The organism is Paenibacillus sp. J22TS3 (assembly GCF_018403205.1).
In the GTDB taxonomy this organism is placed as follows: domain Bacteria; phylum Bacillota; class Bacilli; order Paenibacillales; family Paenibacillaceae; genus Fontibacillus; species Fontibacillus tuaregi.
Genome location: NZ_BOSF01000001.1, coordinates 806,380 through 829,814, shown reverse-complemented (window position 1 = coordinate 829,814; position 23,435 = coordinate 806,380). Strand labels below are relative to the sequence as shown.

Annotated in this window: 16 protein-coding genes, 1 other RNA gene and 1 pseudogene; 16 read left to right on the top strand and 2 right to left on the bottom strand. The window is 49.6% G+C overall.

The genetic code is table 11. From position 1 onward, the window contains the following. Positions 1 to 4: 4 nt before the first annotated feature. The 6 genes from dnaG (at position 5) to rnpB (ending at position 6,316) form a co-directional block, all read left to right on the top strand. Entirely contained in the window at positions 5 to 1,843 is a 1,839-nt protein-coding gene (dnaG, locus tag KJS63_RS03965) for a DNA primase (RefSeq protein ID WP_213618005.1), read from the top strand. A 34-nt stretch (positions 1,844 to 1,877) separates the two neighbouring features. Continuing rightward, on the top strand, positions 1,878 to 3,014 hold the full coding sequence (rpoD, locus tag KJS63_RS03960) for an RNA polymerase sigma factor RpoD (RefSeq protein WP_068616271.1): 1,137 nt from the start codon (positions 1,878 to 1,880) through the stop codon (positions 3,012 to 3,014). 114 nt (positions 3,015 to 3,128) lie between these two features. Further along, positions 3,129 to 3,953, top strand: a complete 825-nt coding sequence (locus KJS63_RS03955) for a hypothetical protein (protein WP_213618004.1) — start codon at positions 3,129 to 3,131, stop codon at positions 3,951 to 3,953. Beyond that, positions 3,950 to 4,711 carry a tRNA (adenine(22)-N(1))-methyltransferase gene (locus KJS63_RS03950; RefSeq protein WP_213618003.1) on the top strand — a complete coding sequence of 254 codons (762 nt, stop codon included), beginning with the start codon at positions 3,950 to 3,952 and terminating at the stop codon, positions 4,709 to 4,711. Before KJS63_RS03955 ends, KJS63_RS03950 begins: the two co-directional genes overlap by 4 nt. Next, complete coding sequence (locus KJS63_RS03945; protein ID WP_213618002.1) at positions 4,687 to 5,802, top strand: Nif3-like dinuclear metal center hexameric protein; 1,116 nt, start codon at positions 4,687 to 4,689, stop codon at positions 5,800 to 5,802. The genes KJS63_RS03950 and KJS63_RS03945 overlap by 25 nt, the downstream gene beginning before the upstream one ends. 99 nt (positions 5,803 to 5,901) lie before the next feature. Then, positions 5,902 to 6,316, top strand: an RNA gene (gene rnpB / locus KJS63_RS03940) — RNase P RNA component class A. 84 nt (positions 6,317 to 6,400) lie between these two features. Here rnpB and KJS63_RS03935 read toward each other — a convergent pair. Next, positions 6,401 to 8,287 carry a S8 family peptidase gene (locus tag KJS63_RS03935; protein WP_213618001.1) on the bottom strand — a complete coding sequence of 629 codons (1,887 nt, stop codon included), beginning with the start codon at positions 8,285 to 8,287 and terminating at the stop codon, positions 6,401 to 6,403. A 253-nt stretch (positions 8,288 to 8,540) separates the two neighbouring features. Between KJS63_RS03935 and KJS63_RS03930 the strand changes: the two genes are divergently transcribed. The 6 genes and pseudogenes from KJS63_RS03930 (at position 8,541) to thiI (ending at position 13,414) form a co-directional block, all read left to right on the top strand. Beyond that, positions 8,541 to 9,041, top strand: a complete 501-nt coding sequence (locus tag KJS63_RS03930; RefSeq protein ID WP_068616284.1) for a DUF3907 family protein — start codon at positions 8,541 to 8,543, stop codon at positions 9,039 to 9,041. 129 nt (positions 9,042 to 9,170) lie between these two features. Beyond that, positions 9,171 to 9,404, top strand: coding sequence for a DUF1540 domain-containing protein (locus KJS63_RS03925; protein ID WP_082927092.1), 234 nt, complete (start codon positions 9,171 to 9,173; stop codon positions 9,402 to 9,404). A 375-nt stretch (positions 9,405 to 9,779) separates the two neighbouring features. After that, positions 9,780 to 9,986: pseudogene (locus KJS63_RS26555) on the top strand (hypothetical protein); the annotation flags it as partial. Between the two features lie 156 nt (positions 9,987 to 10,142). Next, positions 10,143 to 10,922, top strand: coding sequence for a lytic transglycosylase domain-containing protein (locus KJS63_RS03915; protein WP_213618000.1), 780 nt, complete (start codon positions 10,143 to 10,145; stop codon positions 10,920 to 10,922). 104 nt (positions 10,923 to 11,026) lie between these two features. Beyond that, on the top strand, positions 11,027 to 12,178 hold the full coding sequence (locus KJS63_RS03910; RefSeq protein ID WP_213617999.1) for a cysteine desulfurase family protein: 1,152 nt from the start codon (positions 11,027 to 11,029) through the stop codon (positions 12,176 to 12,178). Positions 12,179 to 12,187: 9 nt separating this feature from the next. Continuing rightward, the gene (gene thiI / locus KJS63_RS03905; RefSeq protein ID WP_213618327.1) at positions 12,188 to 13,414 is read left to right on the top strand and encodes a tRNA uracil 4-sulfurtransferase ThiI; all 1,227 of its coding nucleotides are present in this window, start codon (positions 12,188 to 12,190) and stop codon (positions 13,412 to 13,414) included. A 101-nt stretch (positions 13,415 to 13,515) separates the two neighbouring features. On the opposite strand, the gene KJS63_RS03900 is transcribed toward thiI, so the two are convergent. Beyond that, a complete protein-coding gene (locus KJS63_RS03900; RefSeq protein WP_068616291.1) occupies positions 13,516 to 14,223 on the bottom strand; it encodes a TerC family protein in 708 nt (235 codons plus the stop codon). A 499-nt stretch (positions 14,224 to 14,722) separates the two neighbouring features. On the opposite strand from KJS63_RS03900, the gene KJS63_RS03895 reads away from it, so the two are divergent. From KJS63_RS03895 to typA, 4 genes are all read left to right on the top strand, one after another. Beyond that, on the top strand, positions 14,723 to 19,894 hold the full coding sequence (locus tag KJS63_RS03895; RefSeq protein ID WP_244862478.1) for a glycosyl hydrolase family 8: 5,172 nt from the start codon (positions 14,723 to 14,725) through the stop codon (positions 19,892 to 19,894). A gap of 175 nt (positions 19,895 to 20,069) precedes the next feature. Next, positions 20,070 to 20,729 carry a TerC family protein gene (locus tag KJS63_RS03890; RefSeq protein WP_068616295.1) on the top strand — a complete coding sequence of 220 codons (660 nt, stop codon included), beginning with the start codon at positions 20,070 to 20,072 and terminating at the stop codon, positions 20,727 to 20,729. Positions 20,730 to 20,914: 185 nt separating this feature from the next. Further along, positions 20,915 to 21,409, top strand: a complete 495-nt coding sequence (locus KJS63_RS03885; protein WP_213617998.1) for a hypothetical protein — start codon at positions 20,915 to 20,917, stop codon at positions 21,407 to 21,409. Positions 21,410 to 21,568: 159 nt separating this feature from the next. After that, on the top strand, positions 21,569 to 23,410 hold the full coding sequence (typA, locus tag KJS63_RS03880) for a translational GTPase TypA (protein ID WP_068616299.1): 1,842 nt from the start codon (positions 21,569 to 21,571) through the stop codon (positions 23,408 to 23,410). The last annotated feature ends 25 nt before the right edge of the window (positions 23,411 to 23,435 follow it).

Genomic DNA, 23,435 nt, shown 5'->3' with positions numbered 1-23,435 from the left:
TAAGATGAGTACCGGACGGGGAACCATTCCGGAAGAAATCATTGAATCCGTGCTGAAGCAGCATGATATTGTTGATACCGTCAGCAAGCATGTTCATCTCACCAAGCAGGGGAAGTACTTGAAGGGACTCTGTCCTTTCCACTCGGAGAAGACGCCGTCTTTTACAGTAACACCCGAACGGCAGATTTTTCATTGCTATGGCTGTGGTATAGGCGGAAATGCGATTAAGTTCAGAATGGAAATCGAGGGTTTGACGTTTCCTGAGGCCGTCAGAATTATGGCGGAAGATGCCAATATTCCGTTTAAGGATGCGGCGGGTACGGATCCGACTCCCCGGAATCCTGAGCTTGAAGCGCTGCTCCAGGCTCATGAGTGGAGCGCCAAGCTGTATCATTTTTTGCTGAAGAATACGGAGCATGGCAAGCCCGCAATGGAATATTTGAAAGCAAGAGGCTTCACTGACAAGGTTATTGACCAATTTCAAATCGGTTATGCTCCTGCACGCTGGGACACACTCGTCCAGTTTTTGGATAAAAGATCATTTGATCTCAGCCTGATGGAGAAAGGCGGTTTGCTGGCCGCAAAACAAGACGGGACAGGTTATGTCGACCGATTCCGGGACAGGGTCATATTCCCGATTCATAACCGTACTGGTAAGGTTATTGCGTTTGCGGGCCGGATCCTTGGGGAAGGCCAGCCGAAATACCTGAACTCACCTGAGAGCAAGCTGTTCAGCAAGAGCAGGACGTTATATAACCTGCATCAAGCCAAGACAGCCATACGCAAAACAGGTCAAATTGTATTGTTTGAAGGTTATGGGGATGTGATCAGTGCTTCCGAAGCGGGGGTTCATAACGGTGTGGCAACGATGGGGACGGCTTTGACCGAGAGCCATGCGGCCATACTCCGGAATCTGGCGGATGAAGTTGTGGTCTGTTATGACGGGGATAACGCCGGACAAGCAGCAGCGCTCAAGAGTATTCCGATTCTGGAGAATGCAGGCTTCCACGTCAGAATCTCGCTGCTCAGCGAGGGGCTGGATCCCGATGAGTTCATCCAGAAGTATGGGCCTGAACGATTTATGCGGCAGATTATCGAAGGTAGTGTTTCATCCATTAAATTTAAGCTTATAAACTTGAAAAAAAACTATATAACGCCCGGAGCGGACGAGGAAGCCAAGGTTCCATATATTAAAGAGGCTCTTGAGGTGATCGCACCCATCGCTTCTCCCACAGAGAGGGAAATTTATTTAAAGGAATTATCTGCTGAACTCAAGGTTTCATTCGATAGCTTGAAGCAGGAATGCAACCAGCTCCGCACGGATATGCAAAAAAAGCAGCAGGACGGGGATAATAACCCCAAAACGTGGAATAATGGTAGGCATAAAAAAGGGCAGGTACAGGCTCCTGTACTGCTTCCGGCTTATCATGCCGCTGAGCGCAGGCTGTTGTCATTTATGCTTCAGAATGATGAAGTTGCCGCTTATGTTAACCAGCACCTTGGTGACAGCTTTAATATTGATGATCATGCAGCGGTTGCTGCTTATCTATACGCCTATTATGCACAGGGAAAGACCCCGGACGCGAGCCGTTTCATCGCTTCTTTGCATGATGACCGGCTGGAGAAGACGGTCAGCTCCATTGCCATGATGGAGACACCGCAGGAGTGGACGGTTCAGGAACTTGATGACTGTATCCGGGAGATTCGTAAATACCCTATTAGGCAGGACATTGAGCGCAAGAAAGAACAGATGGTCTCTGCTGAACGTGCAGGTGACTTTATGGGTGCCGCTCAAATCGCAAGTGAGATTATAGCCCTAGAGAGACAGATGAATGAGAAGTAGCAGGCATGTTTCTAGGGAGGAGGGAGTCAAGGGTATGGCAAAGGATCAGCATGCTGAACTAGAAACAGAACTTACGCTGGATCAGGCAAAGGATCAGCTAATTGAGAAAGGCAAAAAGAGGTCATCTTTGTCCTATAAGGAGATTGTCGAGAAATTATCTCCGTTTGATCAAGACCCTGAGCAAATGGATGAGTTCTTCGAACAGCTAGGAGATCTCGGCATTGATGTAACGAACGAGAGTGATGAGGAATTGATCTCCCGGCCTGGTGATGATCATGATCGTGAACGTGAAGATAAGGACGATTTTAACTTTGATGATGATTTGTCCCTGCCTCCAGGCATTAAGATTAACGACCCGGTCCGTATGTATCTGAAAGAAATCGGACGGGTTCCTCTTCTGTCAGGGGACGATGAGATTGAGCTTGCCAAGCGTATTGAAGAAGGGGATGAGGAGGCTAAACGCCGGCTGGCCGAGGCCAATCTTCGTCTGGTGGTAAGTATAGCCAAACGTTATGTGGGGCGCGGAATGCTCTTCCTGGATTTGATCCAGGAGGGAAACATGGGACTCATCAAAGCCGTCGAGAAGTTCGATTTCAAGAAAGGCTTTAAATTCAGCACGTATGCGACATGGTGGATCAGACAAGCCATTACCCGGGCAATAGCGGACCAGGCAAGAACGATCCGGATCCCGGTACACATGGTTGAGACCATCAACAAACTGATTCGGGTCTCCAGGCAGCTGCTGCAGGAGCTTGGACGTGAGCCTTCGCCTGAAGAGATCGCAGCTGAGATGGAGCTTAGTGTGGAGAAGGTTCGGGAGATTATGAAGATTGCCCAAGAACCTGTGTCCTTGGAGACGCCGATCGGGGAAGAGGATGATTCTCATCTGGGGGATTTCATTGAAGATCAGGAAGCCTTGGCTCCTGCTGACGCAGCTGCGTATGAACTGCTGAAGGAGCAGCTGGAGGACGTGCTGGATACGCTCACAGAGCGGGAAGAGAACGTGCTTCGTCTCCGCTTTGGGCTTGATGACGGACGAACCCGGACACTGGAGGAAGTCGGGAAGGTGTTCGGTGTAACCCGGGAGAGAATCCGCCAGATTGAGGCGAAGGCGCTCCGGAAGCTGCGCCATCCAAGCCGGAGTAAGCGGCTGAAGGATTTCCTGGAATAAGCGGCTTAAGACTGAGACCTTTCTGCAACAGCAGACAGGTCTTTTTTTCTTGGTCAGGGTCAACTATAATTAGGGCAGTATCTTATTCGCTGTGCATGTGGAGGTTAGGGACTTTTGAATTCGGAAAGACGCGAGATCATATTAAATGAAATCGAGTACTGGCGGACAAGCCGACTGCTGCCAGAGCAGTACTGTGATTTCCTTGAAAATCTGTACCAAGAGCAGGCCGCTCAGGCCGCGCGCAGGACCTTCTCCATTAACTCGATTCAACAAGGAAGCCTGAAGACCTGGTTGCTTGGATTTGGAATTATTTCCTTGATTTTCTTTATTGGGTTTTATTTTAGCCTTTTTCCCTGGCCATTGCAAATGGCGATCGCCTTGCTGGTAACTTCGATTTGTTATAGTTTCTCGGCCGTATTTAGACCACGTAGGAAAGCGGCTGCCCTTCTAACAGCGTCTGGCGGCAGCGTTATCTTGTTAGTGCTTGGGGCTTGGACGTTGTGGCTTCAGGATTGGCTGTCCCCTGGCGGCATTGCAGGTCTAGTCGGTGTATGCGGTTTGATCTGGTGGCTTGCCGGATATTTCCTGAATTTAGGCATTCTTAATTACTGCGGTTTTGTGTGCTTCATTCTTCTGTATGGTGTCATGTTTGGAAAAATTCATCCAGATGCCTCGTGGCCGATGATGCAGTTGTTCTGGCTTCCACTGAGTGTCGTCATGGTGTGGCTGTGCTGGTTGGCTCATCACCGGATCAAGCGGATGGCTCCTGTGTTCTTTGCGGTGGGGATTACAGTTTGGTTCATGCCCGAAGCGGATATGCTTCTAATGAGACACAGCTCTGTGCATGGTATGGTATTATTATGTCTGCTTAAAATTGTGGTTGCCTTTATATTGCTGTTTGTTTTGCGAAAAAAATGGATTGTGTGGGTGTTTAAATGAAATTATCAGCAAGATTACAACAGATTTGCGATCAGCTTCCCGAAGGGTGCCGGTTCGCAGATATCGGCTCAGACCATGCGCTGCTTCCTGTAGCCGCTCTGAAGAATGGAAAGGCTGTGTTTGCGGTTGCCGGTGAAGTGAATGATGGACCTCTTGAGGCTGCAAAGCGTCAGGTTCATTCTTCTGGGTTGCAGGAGCGGATATCGGTACGTAAGGGCAACGGGCTGGAGGTTATCACTCCAGGAGAAGTTGACGTCATAACCATTGCCGGAATGGGCGGGGCTCTTATTGTCTCCATTCTCTCCGAGGGAATGTCCAAGCTGGATGGGGTTGAGCGGCTTATTCTGCAGCCGAACGTCGGCGAGGATCTTGTGCGCAGATGGCTGCTGGAACAGGATTGGTATTTGTCATCTGAATCTATTCTTGAAGAAGACGGCAAGATCTACGAGGTGCTTACAGCTGACAGAACCGGGCAGGCGGGGGACTTGAACCGGCAGCTTTATACGGACAGGCCGCTTCCGGGGTGCGGTCAGCAGCTTACGAAAGAAAGGCTGCTGCTTATGGGTCCATGGCTTAGCGAGCGGCCTGATGCGGTATTTTTCGACAAATGGTCTTCGGAGATCGAGAAGCTTGAAAAAGTACGGCGCCAGATATCTAAGTCTGAACTTGAAGCTTCCCGCATCAAGGCAGAGGAGCTTGGGCTTCAAATTGAACAGTGGAAGGAGATCTTGGCATGTATGCAAAAGGACAAACTGTAGTTCAGATGATGGAGCAGTTAGCTCCCAAGCACGTTGCGGTACCGGATGACAAAATCGGCCTGCAGCTCGGGACACTTCAGAAAGAGATCAAGAAGGTGCTTGTCACTCTGGATGTGACGGAAGCGGTAGTTGACGAGGCGATTGCCCTCAAGGTGGATTTGATCATTGCGCATCATGCCATTATTTTTCGTCCGCTGGCGCAGCTTCAGACGGATACACCGGCAGGCAGGCTGTATGAGAAGCTGATCAAGAACGATATCGCCGTATATATCAGCCATACGAATCTGGATGTGACCGAAGGTGGCATGAACGATTGGATGGCTGAAGCGCTGGGGATCGAAGCTTCCGATTCTCTGGAGAATGTACATACCGACAAGCTGTATAAACTGGTTGTGTTTGTGCCAAAGTCACACCACAAGCAGGTTCTGGACGCGGTCTTGAACGCGGGTGCAGGTGCGATTGGCAACTACAGCCACTGCAGCTTCAATATTGAGGGATACGGTACGTTTGTGCCACAGGAAGGCACCGATCCTTTTATAGGTGAGCAGGGGAAGATGGAACGTACTGAAGAAATCCGGATCGAGACGGTGGTTCCTAACAGTATCCGCAGCAAAGTGATTCAGGCTATGCTTAAGAATCATCCCTATGAGGAAGTGGCTTATGACTTGTACCCGATGGATCTGAAAGGCAGAACCCTTGGTCTTGGGAGAACCGGCAAGTTATCAGAACCTGTTCAGCTTAGAGAGTTTGTGGATCGGGTGAAAGCGGCCTTGAAGGTAGACCACGTCCGCGTGGTTGGAGACTTAGACCGTCCTGTCCGCAAAGCCGCTGTTCTTGGAGGTTCTGGGGGGAGATATTGGAAGCAGGCGCAGTTCCGCGGGGCGGATGTGCTTGTGACAGGAGACGTGGATTTCCATACTGCCCAGGATGCGCTTGCGGCAGGAATTGCACTTATTGATCCGGGACATCATGCCGAGAAAATTATGAAGGATAAGGTGGCTGCGTGGCTTAAGGATAGGCTGGGTGAAGCCAAATATCAGACTGAGGTGCACGTGTCTGGCGTAAATACGGAGCCATTTCAATTTATGTAGGCATAAAAGCTCTGAAATTCCATTTCCCGTTAAAAGAGGGACCGATTTGGGGGTTGTGCCGCCCCTGAAATCCTTGTATACTATCAAGTGTTGCTTTGGAAAGTTTGACAGACAATCGCCGGCAAGCTTGTCTTGCGGGAGGAAAGTCCGGGCTCCATAGGGCAGGATGCTGGATAACGTCCAGTCGGCGCGAGCCGAAGGATAGTGCCACAGAAATGGACCGCCGATGGCCGTTCTACACGAACGGATCAGGCAAGGATGGAACCGAGGTGTAAGAGACCCCGAGGAGCGTTGGTGACTTCGTTCCTGGTAAACCCCATCTGGAGCAAGACCTAATGGGACGCAGCTTCCTCGCTTGCGAAGAGGCAGCCTTTGCCCGAGGCGCGTCTGGGTTGGTCGCTTGAGCTGTGCAGCAATGTACGGCCTAGATAGATGATTGTCGCTTGTAGTGGGAGGGTAGTTCCCGTCTGTACCACTAAAGAGCACAGAACCCGGCTTACGGAAGACTTTCCATAACTACTACAGTAACACCAAATAAGAAGCCCCGATCCATGAGCAGATACCCATTTGCTTTTGGATCGGAGGCTTCTTTTGTTTGTTAATGAACTCTTTGGCCGGTGATGGTGTTCAGCCTGTTCTCCATGAACTGGGGCCACAGCTGCAGCGGGGAGGAATTAACGCCCGCCGCCTGAAGCGCCGATAGAACATCGATTTGCCCAAAGCCAAAGTATTTATCACGTCCGGGGTTCCCCAGATCAATGACATTTTTGCGGATGATGTCCATGACTTCCGTATTGCGGAGGTCCGGATTAATCGAGCGGATTAACGCAGCCAGTGCCGATACGTGCGGCGTGGCCATTGAAGTTCCGGATAAAGCGGCATACTGGTTGTTTGGATAGGTGCTTGCAATGCTCTCACCCGGCGCCATGACATCAATGTAATCCCCATAGTTGGAGAACGATGCCCTGTTCATGCTGGCATCCGTCGCTGAAACGGACAGCACTTCGGGATATGCTGCGGGATACCCGGGTCTTTCTGTATTATCATTTCCGGTTGCTGCAATCACGACTACGTCTTTGTTGAAAGCATATTTGATTGCTTCATGCAGGAACTGGGCATCCGCATAGTTGCCAAGACTGAGATTGATGACTTTGGCACCGTGATCCGCTGCCCAGACGATGCCTTGAGCTACAGAATAGGTGGTGCCTGAACCGGAGGAATCGAGCGCTTTAACAGGGAGAACCTTATTCCCCCAGGTCATTCCGGCAATTCCCTCGTTATTATTCACCTGTGCGGAGATAATGCCTGCCACATGGGTGCCATGACCGACGTCGTCCATAGGTTTATTGCTTGGGGAGATCACATTGTAGCCCGGAAGTAATCTGCCCTTCAGGTCCGGATGCTTGAGGTCCACACCGGTATCCACTACGGCGACCACCACGTCACTTTTCCCTTTGGTCAGCTTCCAGCCGCGGGTTGTTTCGATAATAGGCAAGTTCCATTGGTACTCCGAGTATAATAGATCATTGGGCACCTCAGGGGTATCCTCCAAGGATTCAGCCTGAGCAGCAGGTGATGTATTTGTCAAATACAGATAGTGGGGCTCCACATACAGCGGATTCCATTTTGAGATGAAATACGACTTGAGCTCACTCATGTTCTTTCCATCTGCATGGAAAATGTATGTGTTGTTTATTTTCTGATAAGGAATTATGCTCCTTAGGTCCTTACGGATTTGCCTTAATTCCTCGCGGGTTGGAGGCTGTCTGAACGTCACGACGACCTCATTCTCGTAGTAATGGCTGGCTTTTTCGTTGTCTTGACCGGTTCTAACCGTGGTATCTTTCAGCGTATCGGTATTGAAGGATTCCATCTTATAACGTCCTTCTTTAGGATACGGGATTAACCTCATGTTCTTTCGCTGATGGTTTTTTACTTTATCTAGGATATCCAGACTAAATAGCGCAATTACTCCTTGCTTCGATTCGCGTGCAGGCTCCGCGGTAACAAAATACCTGGGATTATCCGCAGGGAACGCAGGGGATTCATAAGAGCGGCCTTTATCCAGCGAATATTTGGCCAGCTGGACGTAGGACTTCAATTGTTGTTCTTCTTTGCTGCCCCGGGGGAATTCTGAATGCCCAAGCTCCTGCTCCCGATTCTTTCCGATCCAAACGACGGACAGCAAGTGCTTGTGATCATTCTGAAGCTTGCGGATATAAGTCCTGGCTTCCTGAGGGGTTGCATTTCCGAACTTTCTGCTCATCTCCTTGGTATGCTGCCTTGCATCATGCCTTACAATGCGGTCTGTAGCCGTCATATCTCTCTGAAGCAGATGCTGCTTAAGGCGGTGCTCCTGATGCGGAGACGCGATCTCCGCTTGTTTAATCGGAGCTTTGTCTGTTGTTCTGGACGGAAACATTGAGATAGCGAGAATAGCCGCGGCACCAGTAACTCCAGCAGCAATCCATTTGCGTTTTGACATAAGGGCACAAAGCCTCCTTCTTCTTCGGGCAAAAAGTGGGTCTTCCTATAGCGTTAGGAACCTCACCATGTTTTATTCTTCCGGGCTTATCGTGGGAGGAGGAATTGCCTGGGAATCCATGAATAATTAAGAGATTCGGGACAAGAAAGGATATCGTTTTGATTGGTTTTGTGATACTATGATTTAGACACAATTACCATTACTGTGTTGTACCCAAGCTCTTGCTTGACAGAACGGAAGGAGAACAGTTTGTATGCCTGAAACCAATGTCCAACAACTTTGTGAAACCGCGAAAGAGAAACTCAAAATTGCCATTCCTACGCTGGAACAGTTTTTGAACGAACACTCACTTGCGCAGCTTGCACCCGAACAGGATGAAGAATCCATCCGTTTTGCCAAAGGATTTTTAACAGACTTGCGCCATCTTCTGGTTAACTCGGAAGTTGTTTATGAGAAATTGGGGACTGTACTTCGCCGGGCTACTTTTGACAAAGAAGCCGCAGAGAAAGTGCTATACAGCGCATATCATGATTGCGTGAACAGCTTCTTCTATCCTAAAAATGAAAGTTACTCTGAAGATGGACGTTATGCCTACACCGGACAAGACGCTATTCGTTTCCGCAAGAAGCCGGTCCGCGCAGCACGTGATGTCGTATTGGATGTAACCAAAGTATATGAAGACCTCCGTGATGACCTCACGTTTTATGAAAGTGATTATTTAACACAGCGCCGCATGCAGCGCAATAATGCCTAGGGACAAATAATCTTAAGATGAACCGCCGAAGATACCTGCACAGGTATCTTTTTTTTGCTTTGAATTGACAATACGCCTGCCGTATAGGGCATTCAGGCTCAGGAGAAAATGTAGTCTGAGGTGATCAATATGCCAAATGGCGAAAAGCCCATAGTGAAATGCAGTGTCTCAAACTGCCATTATTGGGGTGAAAAAAACGTTTGTAAAGCCGATTTGATTATGATTGACATTGATCAGCATGCGGCTGCAAATTACCGTGAGGAGTATGCAGGCGAGACGTTTGACTCTGAGCACCGGGATGCGGCACGAACTTCCGCGTCCACCTGCTGTCATACGTTTAAACCGAAATCGAAGTCATCCTAAATCAGGAAACTTACGGAGGTGCATAGCATGAGTGATTATCCAAAACAAATCAAAGACGATGAGCAGTCAAAGAGCACGTCAAGTACGAACCGCGTAGATTATCCGCGCCAGACACACCAGGAGGAGTATAGTTCGGATATTTCTTCGGGAACCACGTCGCGCGCCAAGGACAAGCAAGATACCACCCCCCGCAGCAAGGGGACGTTTGCAGAGTTATATAACACCCCTGGACCTACTTCCGATTATCCGCGCCGGGCTCACCGCGAGGAGTATGGTGCGGACATTGCACCAGGAACCACGTATATTCCGGCTTCGCGCACCAATGGCAAGCGGGACACCACTTCCCGCAGCCAAGGAACATCCGCACAGGCTGATAATACGGCTGGACGTACAGCAGGCTATATTGGAGTAGCTCTCGGGATCGCATCCATGTTTATTTGGTCCATTATTTTGGGGCCGATCGCCGCGATCCTTGGCTTCTATGCTTACAGTCAAGGAAGAAGAACCGCGGGCGCCTGGGCTGCTGGACTTGGTATCATTGCGACACTAAGTTACTTTGTCTTGATTCCATTTACACGTTAAAAGAAATCTCCGAACTGATCTCAAATATTCGCAGGCCCTGTCCGATATAAAGGACAGAGCCTGTTTTTTTTACCAAAATACTGGTTATGTTTCCATAGTACGTGTAAAATTAAGTTGGAATAAATATCTAATGGACAAGATGAGGAGCAAAAAGCAATGCAAATAGATCCGCGTACCGCCAAACAGCTGATTGATCTGCAATTGATGAGCGGAATCGATCTGCAAGGAACCGCGTTACAGAGTACATCTACCACAGGTGGAACCGATTCCGCCTTTAATTTAGTGTTACAGCAATTAATGCAGACAGACTCCATCAGTTCTTCTGTGGATCAGTACAATTCGGCTCTGGATACCGGCGCGGTCATCTCGGTTAACGGCCAATTGTGGCAGCTTCTTAAGACGAATACAGAGGGACTCTCCACTGAAGAGTCGGGAAGCAGTAGCGGTACTGCTTCCGCTTCCGGATCATCTCCGGTAAGTCCAAGCGCATCCAACCCGAATGTGGATCACACCTCTAAGCCCACGGCTTATAATGAGCTGATCAGCAAGGCCAGCCGGGACTATGGTGTACCGGAGTCATTAATTAAAGCGGTGATTGATACGGAGTCTTCTTTTGATCCGAACTCGTTGTCTTCCGCGGGGGCTAAAGGGTTGATGCAGCTTATGGATGGAACTGCCCAGGGGCTTGGGGTGAGCAATTCTTTTGACCCGGCTCAGAATATCGATGGGGGAACCAAATATATTTCCTACCAGCTCAAACGGTATAACGGGAATATCAACACAGCGATGGCCGCTTATAATGCGGGTCCGGGAACACTGAGAAAGCTGGGCATCTCTAACGATCAGGAGCTTATGGAGAAGCTTCATCTGCTGCCGACGGAGACTCAGAAATATATTACCAAGATAGAACGGGCTCGTGCCAAATATGAGGCATGATGACTTATAGCAAGCAGGGCGTTCCAAGACCGGAGCGCTCTTTTTTGTGCTTTTCCAGCAGGAATCGAAATCTGTTACAATAGAGGGATGAGGGGGGATATCAGATGTATTATTTCGATCATGCCGCAGCAACCCCGCCCAGTGAAGAGGTAATCCGTACAGTTTACGAAGTCATGAAGGCGCATTACGGTAATCCGTCCTCCCTGCATCAGCCAGGACTTGAGGGCGGGAAGCTGCTGAGAAGAGCAAGGGAAGTGTGCGCGGCCTCTCTTGGTGTACAGCCGAGAGAAGTCATCTTTACTTCAGGGGCTACAGAAAGCAACAATCTGGCTCTAAAGGGAGCTGCACTGCAATATAGAAGCCGGGGGAAACATATCATAACGACTGAGATTGAACATCCGTCCGTATATGAGAGTGCGAAGCAGCTCGAAACCCTGGGGTTTGACGTTACTTTTCTGCCGGTCAGCCATGATGGGACAGTAACGGCTAAGCAAGTTTTGGAGGCTGTCCGGCCCGACACAATCCTGGTATCCGTCATGCATGTGAACAATGAAACCGGAAGTATCCAGCCGATTCAGGAGATCGGCAGAGCTCTCCAGAGTACCCGGCCGAAGGTGCTGTTCCATGTCGATGGCGTCCAAGGATACGGCAAGGTCCCGTTGTCCCTGCAATCATGCGGGATTGATCTGTACAGCCTATCTGCTCATAAGATTAGAGGGCCTAAAGGCGTAGGGCTCTTATATATAAAAGACGGCGTGTCCTTATTCCCGCTTCTGTCCGGGGGAGGTCAGGAAAGAGGCCTGCGGGCAGGGACTGAAAATGTTCCCCTGATTGTGGGCATGGCCAAGGCCGTGCGGATGGCCGGGGAACATATCGAGGCTAGGGCAAAACAGCTTCGGCATCTGCGGGAGCAGCTGGTCAGCGGGATTCAGCAAATCCCGGAGCTGGTGCTTAATTCTCCGGTTCAAGGTGGAGCACCGCATATTGTCAGCTTCTCCTATCCGGGAATGAAGGCCGAGGCCCTGCTGCATATGCTGGAGGAAGCCGGGTTCATGGTTTCCACCAAATCAGCCTGCTCTTCCAAGTCAGCAGAGCCAAGCCGTGTATTGCTGGCTATGGGCGCCGGAGAAGCAGCCGCTACCAGTGGAATTCGGATCAGCTTCGGAGAAGAACACACCGCGCATCACATCCAGCTTCTGATTGATGCACTAACCTCAGCCGTAAGCCGGCTTAAAGCTGTGAAAGGTGGATTTTGATTTTTAATGATGACTTATGATTTATTGCTGCTGCGTTTCGGTGAGATGGCGATTAAAGGGAAGAACCGGAGACGGTTTGAGAAAGCGGCCATGAACCATATTGAGGCACTGCTTGAATTGTATCCGGGCGCTTCACTGCGTCAGGAGTTCGGAAGGTTCTATATTTCCCTTGGAGGAGAGTCGGCGGAAAGCCTGATTAAGGAACTTAAGAAGGTATTTGGGATCGCATCGATCAGTCCTGTGGTGGTGACCGGGTCAGAACTGGATAAAATTATAGAAACCGCAAAGGACTTTGTCACCCGTTTGAACCTGCCAGAGGGTACAACGTTTAAGGTCAATGCCAGGAGGGTGTGGAAAGGGTTTCCTCATCCCTCCAATGAAATTAACAAGCTGGTCAGCGGGCCGCTTCTGCGGGAGATAGGGACCTTAAAGGTGGATGTCCATGAACCGGAGGTTGAGCTTAGGGTCGAAGTCCGGGAGGATCAGACGTACCTCTTCAGCGAAATTATTCCTGGGGCTGGAGGATATCCCCTTGGTACAAATGGCAAAGCGATGCTGCTGCTGTCAGGAGGCATTGACAGTCCGGTAGCGGGATGGTCAGCCATGCGCCGGGGTCTGGAGATAGAGTGTGTCCATTTCCACAGCTATCCCTTTACAAGCAAGCAGGCCGAGGAGAAAGTGATCCAGCTGGCACATGTCTTGTCGACTTACTCGGGCCAGATTAAGCTGCACCTGGTTCCGTTCACAGAGGTGCAGACGCTCCTAGCCAAGTCGAAGCAGGAAGGGCTTATGATTACTTTGATGCGCCGGGCTATGCTGCGGATTGCCACTGGACTGGCGGAGCAGAATGGGGCATTGGCGCTTGTAACCGGGGACAGCCTGGGACAAGTGGCCAGCCAGACTCTGCCAAGCATGAATGTGATCGGCCGGGCTACAGAGCTCCCTCTGTTAAGACCGCTGATCATGATGGATAAATCAGAGATTATCGAATTGTCGCGTGAGATTGGCACCTACGATTTGTCGATTCTGCCTTACGAGGACTGCTGCACCCTGTTCGTGCCGAAATCTCCCTCCACCAATCCGAATCTGCGGATCGTAGAGAAGATTGAGTCATCCTCGCCTGATCTAGACAGGGAAATCAAAGCCGCAATCTCAGGCACGAAGACCCTTGTGCTTCATCCGGGGGAACAGCCGGTACAGACTGGGGGCACAGGAATTCAGGAAGATTGGTTCTAGCAGAGAATTAGTCTTATTTAAGCACTGTGCAAATAACAAGAGGCTGTCCCAAAATCATCCTAAGATGATCCCGGGACAGCCTCTTTTCTGATGGCCTGCTGTTATGAATGGGTCGCTGGATCAGAATGCGGTTTTTTGCCGCTGGAGCGCTGTTGTTTCTTCCTCCAATGCCCGATAACCAGGACGGCGGCTACGATGAGGATAATAAATGCGAAGCTGATCACGGGCTTGTCCACAAATACTGCGGCCAGCTTAGGCTCGGTGGTGATCATATGAGCCGCGGTATAAGCCAGGACTGCTGCACCCAAATAAGCGATCCATGGAAATAAGTTGAGCAGCTTAATGAATAGAGTGCTGCCCCAAACCACGATAGGCACGCTAATAAGCAGCCCGATAACCACAAGAACCATATGCTGACCGGAAGCGCCGGCTACGGCAATAACATTGTCCAGCCCCATGGCCGCATCTGCTATAACAATGGTTCGAACCGCTGGCCACAGGGAAGTCTGGGCCTTGACAGAATCGTGATCGCCTTCGTCCGTCAGCACTTTGTAGGAGATATATATTAGCAGCAATCCCCCAACTGCAAGAAGCCAAGGGATGTTAAGCAGCCATACCACCACTAAAGTAGCAGCAATCCGCAGAATTACAGCCCCTGCCGTCCCGTACAGGATGGCCTTCTTCTGAACGGAATGGGGCAGCTTCCTTGCAGCCATTCCAATGACAATCGCGTTATCCCCTGCGAGAATCAAATCGATAAAAATAATATTGATTAATGAGATGAAAAATGCCGCACTGAACAATTCCAACTTAAGTCACTTCCTTCGATGTTATATACGCTATACTTAACCAAAAAGATTCAAAACGTGGGGATTACACGAAATAATCTTGGTATGACTAGGCGGGGGAAAGTGAATCCCGCTTATTTTGCCGTTAACTCAATTATTTTATCGTTTACCTGATCAAAATGGAAGCAGATAAAGAATGAAGAAATTTAATTTTCTAAATTGACAAAAAGATATAGGCTGAAGTAAGGTATAAATGTGTAAGCGCTTTAATTTTGTTAACTCAGTGTCAAGTTACTGTAAAATTTATAGGGGTGATGTGGACAAAATGTAAAAGCGCTTTAACTTTTGTTAATTTGAGCGTCTTGGCAGCAGCTATTTAATCTGCCAGATCACCGCCTTGCACCTTTTGATTTCTAACATGACTCAGTCTCTGTGCAGGTGTAAGAAGACGAAGATTCCAGCATTCATTATGGGGGACAATCTGTATAAGAAGAGAGGGAAATGGATGGCTATGAGGTCTATGAACAAATGGAAACGAAACAGGATGCTCTGTGCGCTTATGGCGCTTGTGCTGGTTATGTCGAGCATGGCAGGCGTAGTACGCGCTGAAGAAGACAGGAGTACAGCAGTTGCCGCAACTCCGGGAGAGCAGTCAACTGTAGCGGCATGGCAGTTCAAGGATGAGGGAGAGCATGGCGTGTTCCCCGCAACTTCCGGGGAGTATGGACCTTCAGCTTACTTCACCAATGTAGGGGGTACCTTCGAGTATCTTGATAAGAATGAGAAGTCACTCAGTTACCAGAGCTGGCGGGATTCCAAGGACACGAAGTATTGGTTAGCCGTGCTGTCAACCAAAGGTTTCCGCAATCTAACCTTGTCCTCCGTTCAGAATTCTTCGGGCTCCGGTCCAAGGGACTTCAAGGTACAGACGAGTACTGATCAGAAGAGTTGGCAGGACGTTCCTAACAGCACACTGAAGATGGTTAAGTCCAGTTTTAATTGTCCTGATGACACATGCAAGCTTAACAATCTTCCTCTTCCGGGTATTGAAGACCAGAATCTGGTCTATATCCGCTGGGTTGTTGCATCAGATGCAAGCACCAGTGAGGAAGAAGACGGGATTGGAGGGTCAGGTTCCAGCCGGATCAAGGATATCCGCATTAGCGGTGAACGTATCCCGGATGTTGAGCTCTTTCATCCTACCCTGAATCTGTGGCAGCTTCCGAAGGCTGGGAGCACCCATGCGAGTATACAAGGTCCGATTCAGGTCAAGTTCAATAAACCTATTGCGGTCAGCGAAGACGCCAAGGTTAAAATTACAGACGAGCAGGATAAAACAGTCCAAGAACTCAAGCCGTCGGTAATCAATCAGCATACTTTGGAAAGTGCCGGGCCGAAATTGGCTTATGGCCGGTCCTATACTGTGCAAATTTCTAAAGATGCTGTTAAAGGAACAGATGGTGTGGCTTTGGAAAAGGATATCACTTGGACGTTCAAGGTTCAGGATTCTCCGCTTATGCCGAAGTCGGTGAATATGACTCTGAACGGCGATCCGAAGACCAGCATGGCGTTTGCCTGGTATACCGACAAGATGACAGGTACGACCGTTCAAGTCGTTGAAGCAGATCAAATGAAGGGGGAAAGCTTCCCTGAGAAGGCTTCATCTTATACTGGCACGGCCGAAGAAATTGAAACCTTCATGTCCAAGAAGGACAGGGAAGAGGATAAGAAAGTTAAATTTATCAGTCACAAGGCCGTTGCCGACAAGTTGAAACCGGGTACCTCTTACCGGTTCAGAGTTGGCGACGGGAAAGAATGGAGTGAAGTTGGCTCCTTCAAGACAGATACCCAGGAGAACCAGTCTTACCGGTTCATTGCTGGGTCAGACTCCCAAGCCTCCAGTGAAGAGGATTTCCAGCCGTGGGGCGATACGTTCAAGAAAGCCAGGGAGTTCATCGGCGATCCTAAATTCCTGATTAATGCCGGAGATTTGGTGGACAACGGGGATCTTGAGGAGCAGTGGCAGTGGATGCTGGGCGCCGCCCAGAAAGAGCTGCTCAACGTGCCATTTGTCCCGGTGCTCGGCGGACACGAAATCCAGGATTATGACGGGGATGAGACGACGCCAAATGATAACTTTTACCATCACTTCAATGTTCCTAAACAAGTTGTTAAGGGAACCCATAAAGGGTCCGTATACTCATTTGAATACGGGGATGCGCTTTATATGGTCTTTAATTCCCAATACGCTGGACAGTTGAATGAGGACGGCAAAAGCATCAAGTGGTCCGATAATGAATTCTGGGACCAGGTAGCGTGGATGAAGAATACGGTGGCCCGCAGTGATAAGAAATGGAAGTTTGTCGCATTTCATAAGAGTCCTTATGCGGCTGGAGACAACTCGGCCCAGTGGGAAGACGACCGGATTCAGTTCTACAAGAAATATCTGATTCCTGCTTTTGATGAGATGGGCATTGATATGGTGTTTGAAGCCCATGACCACATGTATATGAGATCGTTCCAAATGTATAACGACCAGGTTATTCCTAAAGACCAGTTGGAGTTCGACAACGAGGGCAACGCGGTTAACCCTAAGGGAACCATTTATCTGATGTCGAATGCGTTCGGTAACAAATTCTACTATAAGAATAATCAGTATAAGCCAGGGGAAGACGGTGAACCGGAAGAAATTAAGGGTCCAGACGGCAAGCCGATTCCTTATAACGACTATTTTGCCGCTATTGACGAGCAGCCGGAGAAGAAAATGTTCACGGATGTGTCCATTTCCCCGGAAGTGCTCAAATTTACCGCTTATACCGCAGCGGTAGAGGACGAAGGCAAGGCGGATACTGTGGGTAACGGCTTGTCTGCTTACGACAAGTATGGTGTCAAGAGAACAGATGTGAAGCCGGATCGGGTAGCGGAAACCAAGGTTCAAGTAAAAGGCAATGAGGCCGTGCTGACCTGGAAGATGCCTGCGGACAGCAAGGAACCCGTACGAGGCTTTAGGGTGTATGAGAAGTCTGATAAAGTCAAGACGCACTGGGGCGAATATATTCCTGCTGCTGCCGGGCAGAGTGAGTATACTTTGACGGTGAAGGATATTAACCCGGATAAGAAGTATGATTTCATCATCAAAGCGGTAGGCACGAGAATGAACTCGGATGCTACTGAGGTTAGCACTAAGGAAGGGCCTGTGGAACAGGAGCCTCCTTCAGCTCCAACCAATCTGAACGGCACTGCGGTATCCCCGTACCAGATTGATCTGAAGTGGACGGCATCCGCGGGAGTGAATGCGCCAGTTGGCTATCATATATACCGGAACGGCGAGAAGGTGGGTTCGTCCCAAACAACTTCCTTCAATGATTATGGACTCAGCCCAAATACGGAATATGCCTATACGGTCAAAGCTTACAGCGCGGAAGGCATTGAATCGCTGGCAAGCAACAGTGTTAAGGTTACAACCAAACAGCTTCCTTCTGGTCAAGGACCGAACAAGGCGTTCCCGCAGCATACGGATTATGCTGGCGGTGCAATCAAGCCGAATCACCAGTCTCAGCAACAGCTGGATGCGACGGTCTCCAGGCTGTATGACGAATGGAAGAAAAAATATGTCAAAGCCAATCCTTATGATCCAAGCCAGTATTATGTTTGGTACAGTGACGGGGATTGGTTCGAAGAGGACGATATCTCCATTACCGTCTCGGAGGCTCACGGTTATGGCATGCTGATAACTGCCATTATGGCGGGGCATGATCCGGAGGCGAAGAAGTATTTTGACGGAATGTACCGCTACTTCCGGGCTCACCCAAGCAGCATTAACAAGGACCTGATGGCCTGGAAGCAGGGAGATGACAAGGCAGCTAAGAAGATTGTCGATATCGAAGGGGTCGATTCAGCCACCGATGGGGACATGGACATCGCTTATTCGCTGCTGCTTGCCCATGAGCAGTGGGGCAGTAAGGGAGAGATCAATTACCTGGAAGAGGCCAAGAAGGTAATTAACGCAATTATGGAAAGTGATGTAAATCATACCGAATGGACACTGAAGCTGGCCGATTGGGTGGACGACAACGATCCGATCTATGGCAATGCCACACGCCCGTCTGACTTCATGCTTCAGCATATGAAGGATTTCCGCATCGTGACGGGGGACGAACGCTGGGATAAGGTCATCGACAAGACCTACAGTGTGATTAACAGTCTCCATCAGGGATATAGTCCTTCAACTGGACTTTTGCCGGATTTCGCTTTCAAAGACACGGTGGACGGCAAATACAAGCCGGTTAGCGAGAAGAAATGGGATACCGAAAGCGGGTATTTCCTTGAATCGGAGCATGACGGGGATTACAGTTATAATGCTTCCCGGACTCCTTGGCGTATCGGCACGGATTACTTGATTTCAGGAGACAAACGGGCCAAGGACCAGCTTGGCAAGATGAACAGCTGGATACGCGGGCAGGCCAACAATGATCCGGCTAAGATTATGGCGGGGTATAAGCTGAATGGTACCCCAGTCGATGACTCGACTGATCTTACTTTCAGTGCGCCGCTGTTGGTCAGCGCGATGACCGACTCCTCGACCTCGAACCAGGCATGGCTGAATAAGCTGTGGGATTTCAATGCTGCGGCATCAACAGAGGAGAATGTTTACTTTGGCAATAACCTTCGTCTGCTGAGCATGATTGTGGCCTCAGGAAACTGGTGGACACCGTCTATCAAGGACACGGAGGCTCCTACCGCTCCTACTTTGGAACGTGCTGAAGCGATTTCCCAGACAGAGATTGAGCTGAAATGGCTCCCATCCACCGATAACTTTGGAATCAAGGGATACAAAGTATACCGCAACGACACCGTGATTACCGATACATCAAAGACGAACTTCCGGGATAGTGGCCTCCAGGCGGGAGCAACTTACAAGTATTACGTGATTGCTTATGATGCCGCCGGCAATTCGTCCAGAATCAGCAACGTCAAGATTGTGTACACACCATGGCATTCAGGCACGGATAGCGGTTCAGGCGGTAGCGGCAGCAGCGGAAGTGGAGGCACATCGGGACAGAAGCCGGATACCCCAACGCCATCTGTTCCAGATCCGGTTGTTACACAGCCGTCAGAACAGAACCAGAATAAGTTTAACGATGTTGGGAGCAGACATGGATGGGCAAGAGAAGCGATCAAGGAGCTGACATCCAAAGGGATTATCCAGGGCACTTCAGCTACCACCTTCGAGCCTGACAGCCGGATTACCCGGGCTGATTTCGTCCTGCTGCTCGTCCGTATGCTGGGCATAAAGGCGCAGGCTGAATCAAACTTTACGGACGTGAGCAAAGGTGCTTATTATTATGAAGCTTTGGGAACAGCCAAGACGCTTGGTATTACTACTGGAACAGGAAATCAGAAGTTCCTTCCGAATGTGCCGATATCCAGGCAGGATATGATGGTTTTAGTAGCCAGAGCATTGAAAATCACGAATGAGTTAAAGGTTCCAGCTGGCGGTGCATCCAACCTGAAGAGCTTTAAGGATGCTCCAAGCGTAGCGGCTTATGCCGTGGACAGTATTGCGGCTCTGGTTAAGGAAGGCTTTGTACAGGGAGACGGCAAGACCCTTCGTCCAGCAGCTCCATCTACGCGGGCTGAAGCAGCAGTAATCGTCTACCGGATTTACAAGCAGATTAATAAATTGGATTAAAATAGCAGCAGGAGGCCGGATTTGTCCGGTCCCCTGCTGTTTTCTTTATGGAGTGCTGTTTTCTTTATGTGTTTCTTTTTTAGCGGAAACAAGAAAACTGGCCCACACACAAGGGACAACATCAAGGAATAGCTTGGGCTTATCCCTCATACATAAATAAGGGAGGGATGTTCGTGTGGAACCGCTTGTGCTGCTAGGAGAAATTCTGATGGTGAACCTGGTATTAAGCGGCGATAATGCCGTAGTCATTGCATTGGCGAGCAAGAACCTGCCGCTCCGGCAGAGGAAGCAGGCGGTATGGCTCGGCGCACTGGGAGCCGTTGTGCTGAGGATTATTTTAACCTGGGTGGCTGTTGTTCTGCTGCAAATTCCGCTGCTTCAAGCGACAGGGGGCTTGCTGCTGCTGTATATCGCCTTTAAGCTCCTTCTGGAGCAGGAAGATGAATCCAGAGTTGCTGGAGCGTCGACACTGTGGAAGTCTATTCAGACGATTCTAGCCGCTGACTTCATTATGAGTCTGGACAATGTGCTGGCGATCGCCGCGCTTGCGGAAGGCGATCTGGCGATCCTCGTTATCGGTATCGCACTCAGCATCCCGATTGTGGTATGGGGCAGCAACCTTATTGCCGGATGGCTTCACCGCTTTCCGCTGCTGGTGTACGCCGGAGCGGGCATCCTGGCCTACACAGCTGGAAAAATGGTGCTTCATGATCCCAAGCTGGGACCAGTGCTGGGATCATTACTGCCAGCCGTTATGCCTATGCTGCCGATGGCCATGGCCTTATTGGTCATAGGAATCGGATGGCTGAAGAAGCAAAAGCATCAGCGGGCTTGACCCGACGATTACAATGAAGGACCGGTGGACATCGGTCTTTTTTTGCTGTGTTCGCAGAAATGTTCCGCATGGAGGGGGAGAGTGGAATTTTTTACAATATTCTATTACACTAAGAGTAGAGACATTGTCGCTTTTTGCTGCGGCTTGTCCTTACTTCGGACTTTTTTGGAAAGGTGTGTGGTGGGATGTCAGAGAACAACAAGCTGGTTACCGGAATTTTCATTCTTGCTGCCGGTATCGTCATTCTTCTGGGGAAATGGGGAGTCTTCAGCTTTCTTGGTTTTACGCTCTGGCCGTTAATCATTCTTGTCCCGGGTATCCTGCTGCACCTGCTGTACTTCGCAAGAAGAGGCTCCGCCGTTCTGCTTGTTCCTGGGGGCATATTGACTGTGTACGGTATTCTGTTCTTCATTCTCAACTTCTCGGGAGGCAGCACAGTGGCATATGTATGGCCTTTGTTTATTCTCGGGATTGCTGTCGGGCTGTTTGAATATGATCTGCTGTCATCTCCAAGACCTGCGGGAGTCTTTCTCATTGCCGTTATTCTTACGGCCATTACGGTTGTGATTTATGGGATCACGCTGATGTCGCTGTCTGTGATTTATCTGCTTGCCCTTGTTCTGATTATTGGAGGAATCTGGCTGATTGCCGGACGTGGAAGAAGCCGCCGGGGCTGGTGACTGAGTGGAAGTTCTTGAATTCTCCGTGATATCGCGTATAATATAAGGGATATGTCAAGCGTCGGCCTTCATAGATCCGGCGCTTATTTTGATGATGATTAACTTTCTCCACAGGGGAAAGAACATTAAATAGAACCAGAAGGGATATGGAGAACAACCATGCAATCTAGAGATCAGATCCGTAATATCGCAATTATTGCCCACGTCGACCACGGCAAAACAACACTAGTCGATAAGCTGCTGCAGCAGTCCGGTATATTCCGGGAGCATGAATCTGTACAGGAGCGTGCCATGGATTCCAACGATATAGAGAGAGAACGCGGAATTACCATTTTGGCGAAAAACACTGCAATTACGTACAAGGACTATCTGATTAACATTGTGGATACTCCGGGTCACGCCGATTTCGGTGGTGAAGTTGAACGTATTATGAAAATGGTTGACGGCGTGCTGTTGGTTGTTGACGCCTATGAAGGCTGCATGCCGCAAACGAAGTTCGTTCTCCGCAAAGCACTCGAGTCCAATCTGACTCCAATTGTGGTAGTGAACAAGATTGACCGTCCTGCCGCACGTCCTGCTGAAGTGATTGATGAAGTGCTGGACTTGTTCATTGAGCTTGGAGCCAATGATGACCAGCTTGAATTCCCGGTTGTATATGCTTCCGCCCTGAACGGAACATCCAGCTTGGATCCGGAGAAACAGGACGACAACATGCTGGCCCTGTATGAAACGATTATTGAACACATTCCGTCTCCGACTGAGAACGTGGAGCAGCCGCTTCAGTTCCTAGTTACACTGATGGATTATAACGAGTATCTTGGCCGTATTGCGATCGGCCGTGTAAACCGCGGGATTATCCGCCAAGGCCAGCCTGTAGCAGTCATGACCCGGGATGGCAGCAAGAAGTCCGCGCGGATTGAGAAGCTGTTCGGCTTCCAGGGCCTTCGCCGTGTGGAAATCGAAGAAGCGGGCGCTGGGGATATTGTGGCGATTGCTGGTATTAAGGATATCAATATCGGAGAGACAATTGCCGATCCGAACAATCCGGAAGCTCTGCCGGTTCTCAAGATTGACGAGCCTACCCTTCAAATGACGTTCCTCGTAAACAACAGTCCATTTGCCGGACGTGAAGGGAAATGGGTCACTTCCCGTAAGCTGCGTGAACGCCTGCTCAAAGAGCTGGAGACCGATGTGAGCTTGCGTGTAGATGAAACAGACAGCCCTGATGCATTTATCGTATCCGGACGTGGCGAGCTTCACCTGGGTATTCTGATCGAGAATATGCGCCGTGAAGGTTATGAGCTTCAAGTGTCCAAGCCTGAGGTTATCGTCAGAGAAATTGACGGTGTCAAAATGGAACCGATCGAACGTCTGCTGATTGATGTGCCTGAAGAGAGCATGGGAGCTGTTATGGAGAGTTTGGGTTCACGCAAAGCTGAAATGGTGAACATGATCAATACAGGCAGTGGACAAATCCGCTTGGAATTCCTGATTCCGGCTCGCGGCCTGATTGGTTACCGTACACACTTCTTGACACTGACCCGTGGCTACGGGGTTATGAACCATGCCTTTGACAGCTACGGACCGCTTCATGGCGGACAAGTGGGCGGACGTCATGAAGGTGTACTTGTATCGAGTGAGAACGGGGTCTCCAGTCTTTATGGTATTTTGTCGATCGAGGATCGCGGAATTCTGTTCGTTGAGCCAGGTGCGGAAATTTACGAAGGTATGATTGTTGGTGAACATACCCGTGATAACGACATTGTCGTGAACATCTGTAAAGAAAAAGCGGTTAATAACATTCGTTCCGCTAACAAAGAAGAGACAGTTAAAATGAAGACACCACGCTTGATGTCATTGGAGCAAGCGTTGGAGTACCTAAATGACGATGAATATTGTGAGATCACACCGAAGTCGGTTCGTCTTCGTAAGAAAATTCTGAACAAGAGTGAGCGTGAACGTGCGGAGAAACACCGCAAGAACGCTGAAGCTAACCTGTAATTTCGATACCGGATCAACCACGCGA